This is a genomic window from Bacillus sp. S/N-304-OC-R1 (genome assembly GCF_019749375.1).
GTDB lineage: Bacteria > Bacillota > Bacilli > Bacillales > Cytobacillaceae > Cytobacillus.
In genome coordinates this window covers 118,202-134,902 of the sequence record NZ_JACWFE010000005.1, presented here as the reverse complement: position 1 = coordinate 134,902, position 16,701 = coordinate 118,202, and the positions used below count along the sequence as shown (strand labels likewise).

Here is a 16,701-nt window from a genome sequence, read left to right as displayed (position 1 = left end):
ATTACGGAATATAGCCGATAAATTCTTGAAAATAGAATAAAAAGACTCTAAAAAGAAGAAATATGACCAAAAATCCCTACTGCAAATGCAAAACTCCACACTCTATCCTAAATTGCATATGAAAAAAATCCGCCAAAATGTGATGAACCTCCATTTTGGCGGATCCTTTAATTTCTACTTACTCCGCCTCTGTCAAACTCTTAGCCGCTTCAAATAAGATCTGAATCCCATCGGCTAAGTGCTGTGAATCAGACCATTCCTCTGGGCAATGACTTAGTCCGTCCTTGCTCGGTACAAAAATCATTCCAACTTCTGTCACATCTGAAAAAACCATAGCATCATGGCCAGCACCGCTATTAATGGAGCAATACGCGATTCCTAATTCCTCGCTCTTTTCTTTTAAAAGTGATCGTACATTTTTACTCAATGCTTTTGGCTGAATGTATAGTTGCTGTTTAACAGATGTGCGAATGCCCTCATTTTCATACCATCCAATAAGTTGTTTTACTTTTTCTAACACATTAAGAACGTTTTCTTCATTTCCTGAGCGGATGTCGATTGTGAAAATAACCCTATCTGGGATGACATTAGCTCCGTTTGGAAACACATTGAGGCGGCCCGTTGTAATAACTGTTCCTTTCCCCTCTTCATATGCAAGGTCAGGTAATTGAGCGATGATTTTTGCTGCCGCTACAAGTGCATCCGATCTGCGATTCATTGGCGTTGTGCCTGCATGGCCAGCTTGCCCTTCAATCGTTACTTCCAGTTGGGTTAAACCTACAATAGCTTCAACTACTCCAATTGGAATGTTAGATTCTTCTAGAATTGGTCCTTGTTCAATATGCAGCTCTAAGAAAGCCTTCATTGTTTTTGGATCTCTTTGTTTCTCCAAGGAAGAATTCAATCCGATTTTCTTCATCGCTTCAACAGTTGAAATACCGTCTGCATCCTTTAAATTTCCAAAATCCTCCACACTTAAAGTCCCGATGATCGCTCTAGAGCCCATTAAGCCACCACCAAAACGTGAGCCTTCCTCTTCAATCATCGCAATAACTTCCAATGGATATGTTGGCTTAACATTATTTTCTTTAAAAAGGGCAGCTACTTCCAATCCTGCTACAACCCCAGCAGTTCCATCATATGCCCCGCCATTTGGGACGGAATCAAAATGAGAACCGACAATAACGCTTGGGGCATCCTTCAAACTGCCTTCCAGCTTGCCAAAAATATTTCCTAAACCATCTTCACGGACATCCAAACCATATTCTTTCATAGCAGCTTTAATATAATTACGTGCCTGTAAATCCTCTTCACTATAAGTTAGTCGGGTTACTCCTTTCCCAGGAGTTGCCGTAAACTGGCTCAAAGCGTTGATATGATCTTCAATCCTCTGTTTGGACTTATTCATGTGATTCCCCCGCTTTCTATCATTTTTAATAAGAATAATACTAGCGGCTCTGGAAATCCATAGAACCGCTAGTTTCGTATAAATATATTATTTTAAGAATCCTACGAAAATACCTGCTAAAACAACTGAAACCATTGTAACGGTTATAAAACCGCCGACTAGCATTGGGGGCAGCATATGGCTAATTAAGGCTTCACGTTCTTTTTCATCTGCTGTTAGGGATTTAATGACCTCGTTTGTAATTATATAGTCAGCTGGAAATCCATATAGAGCTGTTAATGATACAGCAAAGGCCATTTCCTTACTTACCTTTAATACCTTCCCGATAAAGAAAGAGAAGATATACATCCCTATAACGGCAAGAATAATACAGCCAATAAGCGGATAGAGAATTTCAAGCATCATACCTGGTGTCGCGATTTTTAAACCGTCGAAAATAAAGAGCATTAGAATCATAATTCCTAGCCCAAAACCATTTGCCTTTTGCAATGTTTGCTTTTCAAGGAATCCGATGCTTCTTCCGATAACACCGAATACAAGACAGAGAACAAACGGGCTAATTGATGCGATTGGCGCAAGTAAAGTTGATACATAGTAAGCAATTAAACCCACTACAGCCAATCTAAAGAATTTAAAGTAGTCTGTATTATATTTCGCAGGCATATTTTTGAATAGCTTAAGCTCTGTTCGCTCTTTTGATTGTGAATTAGTGCTTTCCTCTTCTTTAACCTCTAGTTCACCTTTACGAAACTTCTCAAGAAGTCTTCTTCCTTCTTTTCTCAATACAATCGATGTTAACGGATAACCCGCAAATCCTTGTACAACGTAAATCACGATGGCAAATACAGATAAATTAGTTAAACCAGCCTCTTTAGCACCGTCTGACATAATTAAGGCCGATACTAAACCGCCAACTAACGGTGGAATGGCAACAACTACCGTTTTAAAGCCGAAAATTAGTGTTCCGATACTAAATAGAATCGCGATAATTCCAACAATACCGGCTAAAGCAATGACAATGGTTTTCCATTGTTTCATTAATTCCTTAAGAGAAAGCAAAGTTCCCATATTGGTGATAATAATATAAATAATCATTGTTGCTACTACAGGTGGCACACCCGCAATTGACACAATATCCTTAGGGAAGAATGTCCAGTATCCTGCTAGAAATAGCACTGCACAAACAAACACAGAAGGAACCCACGCTTTTGTTCGAGTTGCTATAATGTCTCCGATAAATAGTATAAGTGTAAGAATTGCTAGGGCTAACATTTGAGACATGTGAATCCCTTCCTTTCATTTAATATTCTAAAAATTATATCAGTATAATATCATCAGAAAAATTCAATTAAAAGATTATTTTGCATATTGGTTTAATTTACTAAAGCTTTGAAGTGTTAAAATGATGAAAAATTCAAATAATTAACTCTGAAAAAGACCTATTCTCGTACCCGACTTTGATCCCTCTGCCAAAGCCAGGTACGCTATTTTAATAGATTAATTATTATTCTTCAAATACGTTAATGTCGCAGCACCTAAAGTTTTAGCTGCAATCAGCATTCCTTTTTCATCAATATCAAATTTCGGATGATGGTGCGGGTACGTTTCTTTCCATTCTGGATTTTGTCCGCCTGTGAAGAAAAACGCTCCTTTTACCTTTTGAAGATAATAAGCAAAGTCCTCTCCACCCATATGTGGAACACATTCCTCAACAGATGTAACTCCAGGAACTCCTTTTGCAATCTCTGCAACAAATTCCATTTCTTCCTGAGGATTTACTACTGCAGGGTATCCCTTTTGGTAGTTATATACGTAATCTACATTTCCAGTTAGACACGTACCTTTAATAATTCGCTCAATTTCCTCTATAATAAATTCGCGTGTTTCTTCCTTAAAAGTTCTGACCGTTCCAGAAAGTGTTGCACTATCCGCTATAACATTAGGTGCGTTTTTTGCCTCAAATGATCCAATTGAAATAACGGCTGAATCAAGAGGATCTACTCTGCGTGAAACAATTTGCTGGATATTTCCTACTAATTGAGCGCCAATTACGACACTGTCCTTTGTTTTATGCGGCTGTGAACCGTGTCCGCCTCTACCTTGAATTTTTACATTAAAGAAGTCTGATGCAGCCATCACTGGGCCTTGACGATATTCAATCGTTCCAACCGGATTTAGTGACCAAATATGCTGACCAAAGATAACATCTACCCCATCTAAACAGCCATCTTCAATCATCGCAATCGCACCGCCAGGCAGTACCTCTTCAGCATGCTGATGGATAAATACTACATTTCCTTCAATTTCATCCTTCATGCTATTTAAAACCTTTGCTAGGACAAGAAGTGTGGCTGTATGGCTATCATGGCCGCATGCATGCATAACTCCATCTACTTTAGACTTGAAAGGTACATCCGTTTCCTCATGAATTGGCAATGCATCAAAGTCAGCTCTTAAAGCCACTGTCTGGCCAGGCTTTCCTCCGCGCAATGTTGCAACAACTCCGCGTCCGCCAACTCCTGTGCGAACCTCATGTCCTAATTTTTCATGGTATTCGGCAATATATTTTGGTGTGTTCTCTTCTTGGAAAGATAACTCTGGATTTTGATGTAAATATCTGCGGATTTCTACCATTTCATCGTAAGCCTGGTCTAATAGCTCAAAAAACTTATTCATTTTCATTCACTCCTTAAATATTTTTTGAAATACTTTTCCAAAATAAAATTTTACGGTTGTTTTTTCTATAATGAATATAATAAAATATCTGAAAATTACTTCAATGTTCATTTGTACAATAATTAGGAATGGTTATTGTATAATAGTCCATTAGGAGGTGTTCACTTGGTTAACAATCCTTATTTATCTTCTTTTCTAGAAAAGAGGTTTAATGAAATTGCGTATAAAATTTATTATTCTCCTAATATAAATCTGAAGCCACAGTTACTATATTCACATGGAAACATGAGTGAATGTGAGATCCCTGATATAACTAGCACTGTAAACAAGAGGTTTATAACTAAATCATGTCCGAATTGCGTGATCTATTCATTTATTTATTCTGAAAAAAATCTAGTTCATTTCTGTCTCGCAGATCCCGATTTTCCTTTCACAGAAGGAGAACTGGACGAACTATTTCTTTTATTCTCAATTATTGAACTAGAAAATCGGATTACTTCAAAAGAGAGTGAGCTAACTAATATCATTGACAGTATTCTCTCGATCACCTCATCTTTGGAAATTGATGAAGTATTGGACAAAATTGTGACCCATGCCCTAAGTGTTATACGAGCTGCCGATGCAGGGTATGTACAGCTGGCAAATGACAGAACAAAGGAATTAACTGTTAAATCAGCCATTGGATTTAACAATAAGCTGCAAGCCATCCGGATAAAAAGTGGAGAATCCATAACAGGTAAAGTATTTAGAGATGGAAAGCCAGTCATTTTTTATTCTAAATCTGAAATCTATGAAGGAATGGAAACTCTATCGAAGGAAAACTTCAATAATATCCAGAGTGCAAGTGATCATACCAAATTAAAATCTCTCATTTCAGTTCCGCTTATGCTGGATGGGCAACCAATTGGTGTAATGACTGTTCATCAATATGGAGCGAAAGGCAGATTAAGTGAGGATGATCTTCGTTTATTAGAAGGCTTTGCGGCACAGGCTGCCATCGCTATCCACAATGCAAAGCTTTATAAGGAAAAGAATGAGCAATTAGAGGAAATTACTGAATTAACTAAACGCTTAGAGGAGAAAAACAAGCTGCTTTTAAGAAGGGCCGATATACATGAAACACTAACTCGTCTATCCCTGCAAAATAAAAGCGTGGAATACATTATTAGGGAATTAAATCACATGATGAATAGTGAAATTTTCTTTTTTGATAACTTAGACTCTGAGCTCCTGCCTAAAAAGGCCGTCCAATACCCATATTTAAGCACTGATGAATTTGCCTATATTCTACGAACAAAAACGAAACCATTCTTTATAGAAATTCATGATGAACGTGAAATCAAATATTATATATACCCAATTCTCTCGGATAGAGTTTCACTCGGCTGCTTCATTATTCCGATGCTAAGGTCCATTTCTTCACAGGATAAAATGACAATTGAACAGGCAAGCTCTGTCCTCGCGCTAGAATTGACAAAGCAGAAAACCCAGGCAGAAGTCTATTATAAAAAAACGCAGGAAGTATTTAATGTCCTGCTAAAAAATAAAGATCCTCTTGTTTTAGAGGAGATTGGAGAATCACTAGGTTTAAATACGAATTCCTACTTCTCTGTTATGCAGCTCGAAATCGTCTCATATACAGATCTGCAAATATTAGAAGCTGTCATTCATCGACTTATTTCACGGATTAAACGGAGAATACACGAAAAAGGGACAATCGTATTCGGATTTCACAACAAAGTTACGATACTTTTCTCAACTAAAGATCCAAAAGAGATCGATGAAGTAGCCATGATGCTTGACTCTCTTTTAGTTAAGTGGGGAAATCAAGAGGATATCCCTCTTTATGCCGGATTAAGCTCTTCACATAAAGGAATTCTTGCCATAGCTAAATGCTTTGATGAAGCACAAAAATCTCTATCCTATTTAATTAGCAGGCATAAAACAGGAATTATGAATTATAAAAAAATGGGAATTAACCGGTTATTTCTTGCTCAGCCCTCTCCAGAAATTGAGCGGTTTGCTAATGATATTTTAGCTCCATTGCGGACAGAAAAAGCTATGAACAATGATCTGGAGAATACCCTTTTTACGTATATTAAATGGAACAAATCTATTATCGACACTTCAGAAAAGCTTCATGTTCATAAAAATACGCTCTACAACCGCATTAAAAAGATTGAGGAATTACTTCAGCTTGATTTCAATGATCCAGATGATTATTTACAAATCCTATTAGCCTGTCATCTCCATGAAAATTTCTCTCATCTAGAATAATTAAAAAGAGTGCTTGCCCTAATGACTAATTGACATATGTTATATAGGGAGGCACTTTTTTGCGATTTTCTCTGTACAAAATTCTGAATATTCATTATAATGGGTGAATATGAAATTTTTTCCTATTGTTGTCAAAATCAAATTTTTCTTATGGAGAGTGAATAACTTTAATCATACTGAGCGATTTTTGTAAATTGGGGGACTTAAAATAATGAAGAATGAAGAAATACAAAGCAAGCATACCCTTTTGATGATTGGTATTATCTTTGTTGCATTTACCCTAAGGCCTGCTATTACATCAATCGGTCCATTAACTGGACACATCCGCGCTGAAACCGGAATATCCAATGGCTTAGCAGGACTGCTTACCACACTTCCTCTCATTGCCTTTGGACTCATCTCTCCCTTTGTGCCGGGAATTGCACGAAGGTTTGGCAACGAAATGAGCGTTTTGATTGGATTATTAATTCTTGGTGCAGGTATTATGATTCGATCTGCTGACACAATCGTACTTCTGTTCTCCGGCACTATTTTCATTGGCTTAGGAATAGCGGTTTGTAATGTTCTTTTGCCTGGTATTGTGAAACAGTCATTCCCAAAGAAAGTGGGGCTGCTAACCGGTATTTATACACTTTCAATGGGTGTATTTGCTGGCTTGGCACCTGGCCTAAGCATCCCGCTTGCTGATACATTAAACTTAGGCTGGAGAATGTCACTTGGAATGTGGACAATTATTATCATAACTGCAATCGGCTTTTGGCTGCCTCAACTGAAAATAAAACAAACATCATTAAAGAGCCCCACTCAAAATAAATCCACTTCACCCATTTGGTTTTCATCATTAGCATGGCAGGTAACCTTCTTTATGGGCTTGCAATCAATGGTTTACTTTAGTGTCACATCCTGGCTACCAGAAATACTGCTTAGCCGAGGCTTTGAAATTGCTGTTGCGGGATGGATGGTTACATTATTTCAGTTTTCTGGATTACCAGCAAATATCATTATTCCTGTTCTTGCCGATCGGCTTCCTCATCAAAAAGGGATCGCCCTAGGTATCGGAATTTTATGCTTAGCTGGATTAGCCGGTTTAATTTTTAGCACTAATAAAATAATTATAATTTGCTGTATAATTATGTTAGGTATTGCTCTTGGAGCTGCAATCAGTCATGGTTTAACGCTTATTGGTCTGCGTGCTGCCAATGCAAAGCAGGCATCTGACTTATCAGGAATGGCACAATCGGTCGGATATATTTTAGCAGCAATGGGACCATTTATAATTGGATTTCTCTTTGATTTTTTTCAAAGCTGGACCATTCCGTTAATATTGCTTATTTTTATCACCGTTTTATACACGATTGCCGGAATTGGTGCAGGAAGAAATCTTTACGTACTACAAGAAAAACCACAAAAGAATCAGCAATCTCCATCAACTATTGCTTAAAGAATGATCTCAGCAAATTTTATTAATCGAATACAGAAAAGAGGGAAATCATTGAATAGCAGAGTATTAGTTTTGGGCGGAACACAATTTTTTGGAAAGAAATTAGTCAAAAAGCTGATTGAAAATGGAGAAAAGGTAACCATCGCAACGAGGGGCATCACACCGGATCCTTTTGAGGATAAGGTGGAAAGATTAGTGATCGATAGAAGAAACAAAGAGTCGATTGATCTTGCTTTATCTAACAGCGAATGGGATATCATTTATGACCAAACCTGCCAATCACCTCTTGAAGCACAGTTCATACTGAATGCTTTAAAAGGGAAAGTGAAAAAATATGTGTTCACCTCCACTCAAGCAGTATACGATTTTGGAGAACAACATATTGAGGAGAATTTTGATCCATACATATATACTTTTGACCCTCAGCCAAGAGAGAAATATATTGGCTATAAAGGCTATCAGGAAGCAAAGCGTGCTGCAGAGGCTTTATTACTCTCACAAAAGGGAATAGATGTTGTGGCAGTCCGTTTTCCAATCGTAATTGGCAAGGATGACTTTACGAACAGGCTCAAATTCCATGTAGATAAGGTGAAAAATGGGGAAGAAATCGGAGTATCCAATCCAAAGGCAAGATTTAGCTTTATCTTATCTGATGACGCAGCCCAATTTTTATACGATATTGGGAAATCAGCTTTCACTGGTCCTATCAATCCAGGAAGCAAAAAGGATATTTCCGTTATAGAATTTATTGGGAAAATTGAAACTCACTTAAATAAGAAGGCAAACACTACAGGGGTGTTAACAAAGGAAAACACCTCTCCTTATTCTCTCGATGGTTCTTGGTCCATTAATACCGCAAAAGCAGAAAAACTAGGCTATTCTTTCGCTAGTTTAGATGAAGTCTTAGATGAATTGATTTATTATTACTCTAGTAAACATATAAATGCGTAATTTTAACTGGAGGGTTCCCTTATCTACGGGACCCTCCTGCTCTATTTTACTTTACTGGAATCCAGATTTCCGAATAATAATTTTCACTCGTTGAGTCCTCTTCCGGATACACCTCTAACTCAGGTGTCCCTGCATGCTCATAGCCGCTTGTTGGGAACCATTCTGAAAAAATTTGTTTCCACTTTTTCTGCATCGCATCTGGCATTGGACCATGTACTTCAAAAACAACCCATTTACTTGCAGGAATATCTAACGATAAGAAGCCTTCAGGAACTTTGTCAGTAGATTCAGCTGCAACCCAATAATCAATCATTCCTTGTGAAGCAGCATCATTATTATCTGCACACACACATACCCCTAGCACACCTTTAATTTGACCATTGTTCAAACGAGCTACCTTCTCACAAGTTCCATCATTCAAAACTTCATCCCATAATTTAGGGATACCTATCAAATTTCCCCCATTGACGATTGAATACCCGCGTTTAATACCAACTACCTGAAATCCATCTCTTTCCAAAACATTATACTTCATCGGTTCTGCCCCTTTCAGAATTACCTGTACCACCAGGCGTTCATAGAATTTCAGCTTTCCCATATACTTTCGCGCTTCAGTAGGAGCAACTCCATGCTGTCTGCGAAATGCTTTAGTGAAAGCCTCGGGAGTGTCGTAGCCATATTTAAATGCAAGATCAATAATTTTACAGTTTGTTCTAGATAGTTCCTGAGCAGCTAGAGTTAAACGTCTCCGCCTAATGTACTCACCAACAGACATGTCAGTTAGAATCGTAAAGGTTCGCTGAAAGTGAAAAGCAGATGCATTTGCTCTAAAAGCGACCTCTTCTATAGTGATTTCTTCTTGCAAATGTTCCTCTATATAGTCAATTGCTTTCTGTATAGATTCTATCCAAGCCATTGTCTCACTCCCTTGATCTCATCTTAACAAGAGCCGAAAATGGAATCCTGTCAATTTGTGCTTTGTTCGGACAGTTTAGAACATTCTCCTTTATAATTCTTTGTACGAGGAAAAAAATCCTTTTACAGCAGAAAAAAGGACAGCCGTTATTAGCTGTCCTTCGGTTTTATAGAGTTTCAATAATCTTTTCGGCTACATTTGCCCCATTTTCAATACAATCAGGAATCCCTACACCATAATACGAACAGCCGGCAAGCATCACCCCAGGATAGGCAGCTGCAAGCTTTTTCTCAAGCTCTTCAACTGTGTTTGGATGAGTAATTAGGTAATTCGGCATGCTATCTGTCCATTTTGTAATTTCACATGTAACAGGTTTAGCTGAGATGCCAAGGCTTTTTTGAATATCCGCTAAGGCAACTTCTAATAACTCCTCTTCGCTCATCGCTGATAATGACTCAAACGCAGTAATGCTGCTCTTATAAAAAAGCCTAACAAGCAGATTTTTCGTTTCTGATGTATGCTCCCATTTGCGGCTTGTCCATGTGCATGCATTACATAAAACATCATTAGAATTTGCCGTAATAAACCCTGTTCCGTCTTCTGGCAACATGCTGTCTGGTACATCAAAACCAATATAGATACTTATAAGGGAACTATTTGTAAATTGAGAAAAGCTACTTTCCAGTTCATAATCAGTAAATAGATTTTTCGCCTCTGTACTTGGTATGCCTAGTACAACATAGTCAGCTTGGATCACTTCCCCATTGTGCAGAGTGATAAGATATCCTTCACTAGACTTGTCAATTTTGCTTACTCGTGCATTTTTTAGAATCTCTGCGTCACTCAGCTTTTCTTCATAGGCATCTATCAGTTTTCCTAAGCCGCTTCTGAAAGAAAGAAACTTTTTCCCGCTTCCGCTTTGGAATTTTTCTTTATTCGCTTCAAATCCTTTAATAATGCTGCCGTATTCTTTTTTATAATCTAATAAATATGGAAGCGTAGAAGCAATTGTTAAATCGCTTAACTTTCCGGAATAAACACCTGATAGGACAGGGGCGATTTGCTTCTCAACTAATTCTTTCCCGAAGAAATATTCTAGGAAATCTCCGATAGAATCATTTTTCGTAAATGAATCACTTGTTGTGTAAAAATCTTTGAGGGCCTCTACTTTTCCCTCTGCCGATACAAGTGTCGTTTTAGCTAAAGACTCTATACTTGCCGGAATCCCAAATACTGCATCCGCAGGAATTTGCTTAAGTTCATCATCGGTGTAAATAAATGACCGGCCCGCAGCGTTATACACTAGTTCATCTTCTAAACCAAGCTCGTTGATGAAGGACATTGAGTTTGCTTTACGAGCTACAATCGAGTCAGCCCCAGCCTCCATAATAAAACCGCATTCTTTAACCGTTCGAATTTTTCCGCCAAGCTCCGGTCCCGCTTCTGCAAGTATGAGCCTTACGTCCGATCCATTTGCTTTTTTCCATTTATGTAATTCGTACATTGCAGATAAGCCTGTGATTCCCCCGCCAATAACTAAGACTGTTTTCATTGTTTACACCTCTGTTTTTGTTCCTGATTCTAATCAAAGTGTATCATACTTTATGTTGCATCCGTATGGCCACTCTTCCAACAATTTTGTGACAAAAAGGCGAGTTTTTAGACTGTTTGTCCTTAACTGTGCATACAGTTTTATTAAAGGAGGGGTTGACCATAAAAACATCATTATCAGCGGATCAATTAATTCGCTATGCTGTGTCGTACGTATTCATTATCGCCGGAATCATTAAATTTATTAATCCTGAGATGGGTACTTACTTTGTTAATTTGGGACTGCCTTACCCAATTACGGTGATGTATATTGTAGCCCTTGTGGAATTAGTTTGTGGTATCCTGATTTTATTAAATCGAAGTGTATCTAATGCTTCATTGCCTTTAATCGGCATTATGATTGTGGCAATTATATTAACAAAGATTCCAACCTTGCATACTGGCTTTTTCCAGTTTGCAGCAAATGCCCGATTAGACATTGTGATGTTGGTGTTGCTTTTTATTATATATAAGCAGCAATCTAGGAGTATAAAACTTTGAGAATAAAATGCCTGCGTACAGAGGAAGTTCTAGTCGCAGGCTTTCCTTGCTGTTTCACTTCATCTCCTTGGCTTTATTATTTTCTCTTTTTCCTTCCTCTCAATAATAGAATTAAAACCGCCCCAATCCCGATCGTTAAAATGACAGCGCCCCAAATAAATTTCTGTTTCTCCTCTATTCTTTCCTGTTTCTCCTCTATTTTTTTAGTCAAATCTACCATTTCCGTTGGAGGAGTTCCTGCACCAAGCACTTGTATATCCTCCTGAGAGGCACTTAGTTTATTTGTTCGATCACATATAATAGTCACAAGCTCCTTTGGACCATACATATCTGATTCATTGGCATAAACTAAATATTCTATTCCCTCAATAAAGTCAATCCCGCAATCTCCTCCGCCTTGCCCTGTTCTAATAATGATTTGGGATTGCGTGACTCCCTTCCAAGTATTTATTACCTCAAATAATACAGTTTTTGTTCTGTAGCCTTTCATAGATTCAGTCTCACTTATACGAATTACTTTCCCGCTGAATACTGCCTGTGAACGGTCAAATTCCTCTTCAATACTTGGAAGTTCTGCACAGGAGCAAGCTTTTACATCAAAGGGAAATGCTGACATAAGTAATAACGTGATACACCCAAATAAAATCAATCGTAATTTATTCTGCAAATAAGCACCTCCATGGTTTTCCATAATCATATGTTTTATGGTTCGATTCATGACAGCCATTTACCTTTTTTCTTATTGAAACTTACAGATTGCCACATACGCCGAGCAATCTTCTGTGCTGACAATTTATACTTAAAATGAAAATAAATAAACAGGGAGCATTCATGCCTTTACATGCTGCTCCCTGCTTTTTATTGAACTATAGGCAGAATCACTTCAACCATTGTTCCGTTATTTACTTCACTCTCAACCTGTATTTGCCCTTTATGATCCTCGACTATTTTTTTAGAAACCAACAGACCTAAGCCTGTTCCATCCACTTTCGTTGTATAAAATGGATCAAAAAGCCTTTCCATCTCAGATGGACGAATCCCACATCCTTGGTCAATAATACTAATCGATAATGTATTAATTTCGTCCATTTTCGAGGAGATTCTGATCACTCCTCCATCATTCATGGCGTCGATTCCATTTTTTATAAGATTAATAAATACTTGCTTTAATTGATTCTCATCACATAAGACTGTAGGCATATTATCGTCGACATGAAATAAAAGCTCTATCTCCTTTTGTGAAGCCAATTGTTGAGTTATTGAAATAACATATGCAATAATTTCATTAATATTATTCTTGCGAAATTGCTTAGCTGACCTTGGCTTCCCAAGAAGCAGTAAATCATTGACAATAGAATTTATGCGGTCAATTTCTTGTTCCATTATTAAATAGTATTGTTGTTCTTCTTCCAAATCTTTTTCTTTCTGAAGTTGTGTAAACCCCTTTAAGGAAGCGAGAGGATTTTTTATTTCATGACCGATTGAAGCAGCAATTTGTCCAATAAATGCGAGCTTTTCTTTATTTCGCAATTCCTCATACATTGAGGTGAGTGCATCAATATAGGAGGTAGAGCGTTTGAGGAAAATATAAGCGATTATTGAGAGAATGCATATTATCGCAATCGGCGTAACTACCGTTGCAGACTGAATGAAAATACCTACAATTAAATACCTTAATATAGAAGTAATAGTAGCAGTCCAATAGAAACCTTTACTAATAAATATGGGTGAAAATAATATTAGTATAAGCTCAGCAGCATTTCCACTCCTGTATTCGACCGTTTCCCCTGTAAACAAAATAATATCGGTTATGGCAACACAGGTCATATATACGACTAGATATAAATATTTAATTGTATGCAGTTTGTTTTTTTTGATTAACAAATATGAAACAGGGATTAAAAGCAGGAATAGTATATAATTCCAATAACTCAAAGAGCTGCCGAACCCTGGCTCCGTTTTTATAATAAATTTAGGATATAAGTAATAATAAAAGAAATCATATAGAAATAATGTTATATAAAATAATAGTAAGTAGGATTTAAGTGCTCGCTTCTCTTCATGAAGCAACAGAGTTGTAATTTTCTTATTTTTCATGCTTGCTTCCTCACAATCATTGATAGTACTATTATACCTCCTCCTCTAAAAAATCGACAATATATTCATTTATTCGACAACTTTCGCTAAAATACTTTTCTATATCATAATTATATACAGGATATAAAAAGGTTGAAACGGCAGTTATTACCTGCAAGATTTCATTTTTTTCAGACATTACTCAATAATTCTATTGAGATTTTCACGAGCCATAGATCAATTGGCACCTTATATGTAAGCGGCTCTTTGAAAAATCTGTCCAATCCTGTTCGTTTATATCTTCAATTGTATATTTCTCGGGAAATATGAAAATTTAATCATTCTAATCAAATATACAGATGAGTGTCATGGTCTTAAGATTTTTTATCAATGACCTTCTCTCACTTTAATATAAAATCAAATTTGCTAGTGACATCGCTTTTAATAACATATAATTAAGAAGTAACTTGAATTAAACGTAAATACTTGAATATAATGGAGAGTTTTTCATGTTTGATAAATTACAAGCTTATTATTGTGATTCCCTGCTATTAGCTGAGAAGCCTAATTTTAGCTACTATTCCGGCTTTCATTGGTTTAAAGATGACTCTAGCTCACAATGGCTCGGAATTCCATTTGGAGCCATTCATAAAAAAGAACTCCTATTATTAAAATCTCTATTTCAATATGAATCTAACTCATTTGCCATTCATCCAAAGGTCCAAAAATGGCACGATTTCCTTTACAACAACGGAGAAATTCCGATCTCCGAAAACGATACCAATAATCGTTTCATATTATTTCATTTGTTTGGAAAAGAGTGGGAGCGAGATGGATTAGAGGAAGCTATGTACGGCTTTTTTCGAGATGAAGCTATTATTCTTTGGGAAGGTCACGAATTTGGCATTATTATCGAACAGAATTCAGAACCAAAAGAAGATGAAAGTTTATTCCTCTCCCTTAGTCAAACTCTTGAAAGTGACTTTTTTATTAAAGCTTATTTTTATAGTGGAAAAATCCAGCCTTTATCAAAAGAATGGCCAGCTAAAATCAAAGAAGCTCAAGGATTTTTTGAACAAGCGATAAAACTCATACCATCACAGGTCTTTCACACATTTGAACGAAGTTTGCCTTTTATACTTTCCCACCAGATGCCGAAAAAAATACGGAATTGGCTGCAGTCAGAAATACTAAAAAAAATTGCGGATGAGCCTGAATTGTTAATGACAGTCAAACGATTTTTAGAAAATAACTCGAACGTTACGTTAACCGCAAAAGAACTCTATATTCATCGGAATACATTACAGTACAGATTAGATAAATTCGCCCAAAAGACAGGGGTAAATTTCAAGGATTTCAATAGCACAATTACGGTTTACCTTTCTTGTCTATTATTTAAAAATGAAGGTAATTAAAATAATGGCTTAGCATTTATAAGAACAGACTAAAAATTCCGAAAAAAGTTTGTGCAGCCAGCCCATATTCTGAATCAAAGATTTTTCTTACAATTAAATTAACACTAAACGAAATGGGGCTGTTAAATATGGCTGAATTAAAACTCGAACAGATTTACAAAATCTACGACAATAAAGTAACAGCTGTTGAAGACTTTAACCTTAATATTAAGGATAAAGAATTTATTGTATTTGTTGGTCCTTCAGGCTGCGGTAAATCTACTACTTTACGAATGATTGCCGGTCTTGAAGAGATTTCAAAGGGTGATTTTTATATTGATGGAAAAAGAGTGAATGACGTCCCTCCTAAAGATCGGGACATCGCCATGGTTTTCCAAAACTATGCCCTTTATCCACATATGAGCGTTTATGAAAATATGGCATTTGGATTAAAGCTTCGTAAATTTTCAAAAGATGAAATTGATCGCCGCGTTAGAAATGCAGCGAAGATTCTTGGTCTTGATACGTATTTAGATCGTAAGCCAAAAGCTCTTTCTGGCGGACAGCGTCAGCGTGTTGCTCTCGGAAGAGCTATCGTTCGCGATGCAAAGGTGTTCTTAATGGACGAGCCGCTTTCTAATCTCGATGCGAAGCTTCGGGTACAAATGCGTTCAGAAATTATTAAGCTCCATCAGCGTCTACAGACTACAACGATTTATGTAACTCATGATCAGACCGAAGCCATGACAATGGCAACTCGAATTGTTGTAATGAAGGATGGCGTGATCCAACAGGTTGGCGCTCCTAAAGAGGTTTACGATAATCCTGAAAATCTTTTCGTCGGCGGATTTATTGGCTCACCTGCGATGAATTTCATTAACGGTGTGTTAGAGGAAAATGGATTTATAGTTGGTAATACAACTCTTGCTATACCAGAAGACAAATTTAAGGTTCTTCGTGATAAAAGCTATGTTGGCAAGAATATCATTCTTGGTGTTCGTCCTGAAGATATTCAAAATGATGCTTCCTTCATACAATCTTCCAAAAGATCAGCGATTTCAGTACAGGTGGATGTTTCGGAGTTAACGGGTGCTGAATTAATGATTTACTCTAGCATTGAAGGTCAAAATTTTGTCGCTCGTATAGATGCCAACACCCCTGTACAAAGCGGCCAGAAAATTGAACTTGCCTTGAATATGAATAAAGTCCACTTCTTTGATGCGGAAACAGAAGTGCGCATTCGGTAAAGAAAACTCGCTGATTGGCGTGCCTTGAAAAAGCAAAGACATTAAAAACGGAAGCCTTTGGAATTAGTGGCTTCCGATTTTTGATGTACTTCTATAATTCGTTGCTATCGCGACTATATATGAAACAGGAATTTCTTTAAATCTCTAACATTCTTCACCAATAGCTTGCGAAATCATGACTTCAGATAGCTTGCTAACTAGCTCCCCAGCATCTTCCCCATCAG

The 16,701-nt window shown here is 37.1% G+C and carries 13 protein-coding genes; 6 read left to right on the top strand and 7 right to left on the bottom strand.

Going from position 1 to position 16,701, the window contains the following annotated elements:
* Positions 1-178 precede the first annotated feature (178 nt).
* From H0173_RS07890 to H0173_RS07880, 3 genes are all read right to left on the bottom strand, one after another.
* Positions 179-1,408: a Zn-dependent hydrolase gene (locus H0173_RS07890; protein ID WP_221845810.1), complete on the bottom strand. Its 1,230-nt coding sequence runs from the start codon at positions 1,406-1,408 to the stop codon at positions 179-181.
* An 87-nt stretch (positions 1,409-1,495) separates the two neighbouring features.
* On the bottom strand, positions 1,496-2,689 hold the full coding sequence (locus H0173_RS07885; protein WP_221845809.1) for a hypothetical protein: 1,194 nt from the start codon (positions 2,687-2,689) through the stop codon (positions 1,496-1,498).
* Positions 2,690-2,905: 216 nt separating this feature from the next.
* Positions 2,906-4,084: a M20 family metallopeptidase gene (locus H0173_RS07880; protein WP_221845808.1), complete on the bottom strand. Its 1,179-nt coding sequence runs from the start codon at positions 4,082-4,084 to the stop codon at positions 2,906-2,908.
* Between the two features lie 165 nt (positions 4,085-4,249).
* Between H0173_RS07880 and H0173_RS07875 the strand changes: the two genes are divergently transcribed.
* From H0173_RS07875 to H0173_RS07865, 3 genes are all read left to right on the top strand, one after another.
* Positions 4,250-6,361, top strand: a complete 2,112-nt coding sequence (locus H0173_RS07875; RefSeq protein ID WP_221845807.1) for a GAF domain-containing protein — start codon at positions 4,250-4,252, stop codon at positions 6,359-6,361.
* 211 nt (positions 6,362-6,572) lie between these two features.
* Complete coding sequence (locus H0173_RS07870; protein ID WP_260631090.1) at positions 6,573-7,802, top strand: CynX/NimT family MFS transporter; 1,230 nt, start codon at positions 6,573-6,575, stop codon at positions 7,800-7,802.
* 51 nt (positions 7,803-7,853) lie between these two features.
* Positions 7,854-8,753, top strand: a complete 900-nt coding sequence (locus tag H0173_RS07865) for an NAD-dependent epimerase/dehydratase family protein (protein ID WP_221845806.1) — start codon at positions 7,854-7,856, stop codon at positions 8,751-8,753.
* Positions 8,754-8,799: 46 nt separating this feature from the next.
* Here H0173_RS07865 and H0173_RS07860 read toward each other — a convergent pair whose 3' ends face one another.
* Together H0173_RS07860 and hemG are read right to left on the bottom strand one after the other, a co-directional pair.
* The gene (locus H0173_RS07860; RefSeq protein WP_221845805.1) at positions 8,800-9,669 is read right to left on the bottom strand and encodes an AraC family transcriptional regulator; all 870 of its coding nucleotides are present in this window, start codon (positions 9,667-9,669) and stop codon (positions 8,800-8,802) included.
* A gap of 166 nt (positions 9,670-9,835) precedes the next feature.
* Positions 9,836-11,221 carry a protoporphyrinogen oxidase gene (gene hemG / locus H0173_RS07855; RefSeq protein ID WP_221845804.1) on the bottom strand — a complete coding sequence of 462 codons (1,386 nt, stop codon included), beginning with the start codon at positions 11,219-11,221 and terminating at the stop codon, positions 9,836-9,838.
* A gap of 155 nt (positions 11,222-11,376) precedes the next feature.
* Between hemG and H0173_RS07850 the strand changes: the two genes are divergently transcribed.
* On the top strand, positions 11,377-11,760 hold the full coding sequence (locus H0173_RS07850; protein WP_260631089.1) for a DoxX family protein: 384 nt from the start codon (positions 11,377-11,379) through the stop codon (positions 11,758-11,760).
* Positions 11,761-11,836: 76 nt separating this feature from the next.
* On the opposite strand, the gene H0173_RS07845 is transcribed toward H0173_RS07850, so the two are convergent.
* The gene (locus H0173_RS07845; RefSeq protein WP_221845803.1) at positions 11,837-12,427 is read right to left on the bottom strand and encodes a hypothetical protein; all 591 of its coding nucleotides are present in this window, start codon (positions 12,425-12,427) and stop codon (positions 11,837-11,839) included.
* A gap of 191 nt (positions 12,428-12,618) precedes the next feature.
* The gene (locus H0173_RS07840; protein ID WP_221845802.1) at positions 12,619-13,857 is read right to left on the bottom strand and encodes an ATP-binding protein; all 1,239 of its coding nucleotides are present in this window, start codon (positions 13,855-13,857) and stop codon (positions 12,619-12,621) included.
* A gap of 488 nt (positions 13,858-14,345) precedes the next feature.
* On the opposite strand from H0173_RS07840, the gene H0173_RS07835 reads away from it, so the two are divergent.
* On the top strand, positions 14,346-15,251 hold the full coding sequence (locus tag H0173_RS07835) for a PucR family transcriptional regulator (protein WP_221845801.1): 906 nt from the start codon (positions 14,346-14,348) through the stop codon (positions 15,249-15,251).
* A gap of 128 nt (positions 15,252-15,379) precedes the next feature.
* Positions 15,380-16,477: an ABC transporter ATP-binding protein gene (locus H0173_RS07830; protein ID WP_221845800.1), complete on the top strand. Its 1,098-nt coding sequence runs from the start codon at positions 15,380-15,382 to the stop codon at positions 16,475-16,477.
* The last annotated feature ends 224 nt before the right edge of the window (positions 16,478-16,701 follow it).

Bases quoted from the DNA above. Each gene is read 5' to 3' on its own strand.
- H0173_RS07890 (WP_221845810.1), bottom strand. From the start codon at position 1,408: ATGAATAAGTCCAAACAGAGGATTGAAGATCATATCAACGCTTTGAGC.
- H0173_RS07885 (WP_221845809.1), bottom strand. From the start codon at position 2,689: ATGTCTCAAATGTTAGCCCTAGCAATTCTTACACTTATACTATTTATC.
- H0173_RS07880 (WP_221845808.1), bottom strand. From the start codon at position 4,084: ATGAATAAGTTTTTTGAGCTATTAGACCAGGCTTACGATGAAATGGTA.
- H0173_RS07870 (WP_260631090.1), top strand. From the start codon at position 6,573: ATGAAGAATGAAGAAATACAAAGCAAGCATACCCTTTTGATGATTGGT.
- H0173_RS07860 (WP_221845805.1), bottom strand. From the start codon at position 9,669: ATGGCTTGGATAGAATCTATACAGAAAGCAATTGACTATATAGAGGAA.
- hemG (WP_221845804.1), bottom strand. From the start codon at position 11,221: ATGAAAACAGTCTTAGTTATTGGCGGGGGAATCACAGGCTTATCTGCA.
- H0173_RS07840 (WP_221845802.1), bottom strand. From the start codon at position 13,857: ATGAAAAATAAGAAAATTACAACTCTGTTGCTTCATGAAGAGAAGCGA.
- H0173_RS07835 (WP_221845801.1), top strand. From the start codon at position 14,346: ATGTTTGATAAATTACAAGCTTATTATTGTGATTCCCTGCTATTAGCT.
- H0173_RS07830 (WP_221845800.1), top strand. From the start codon at position 15,380: ATGGCTGAATTAAAACTCGAACAGATTTACAAAATCTACGACAATAAA.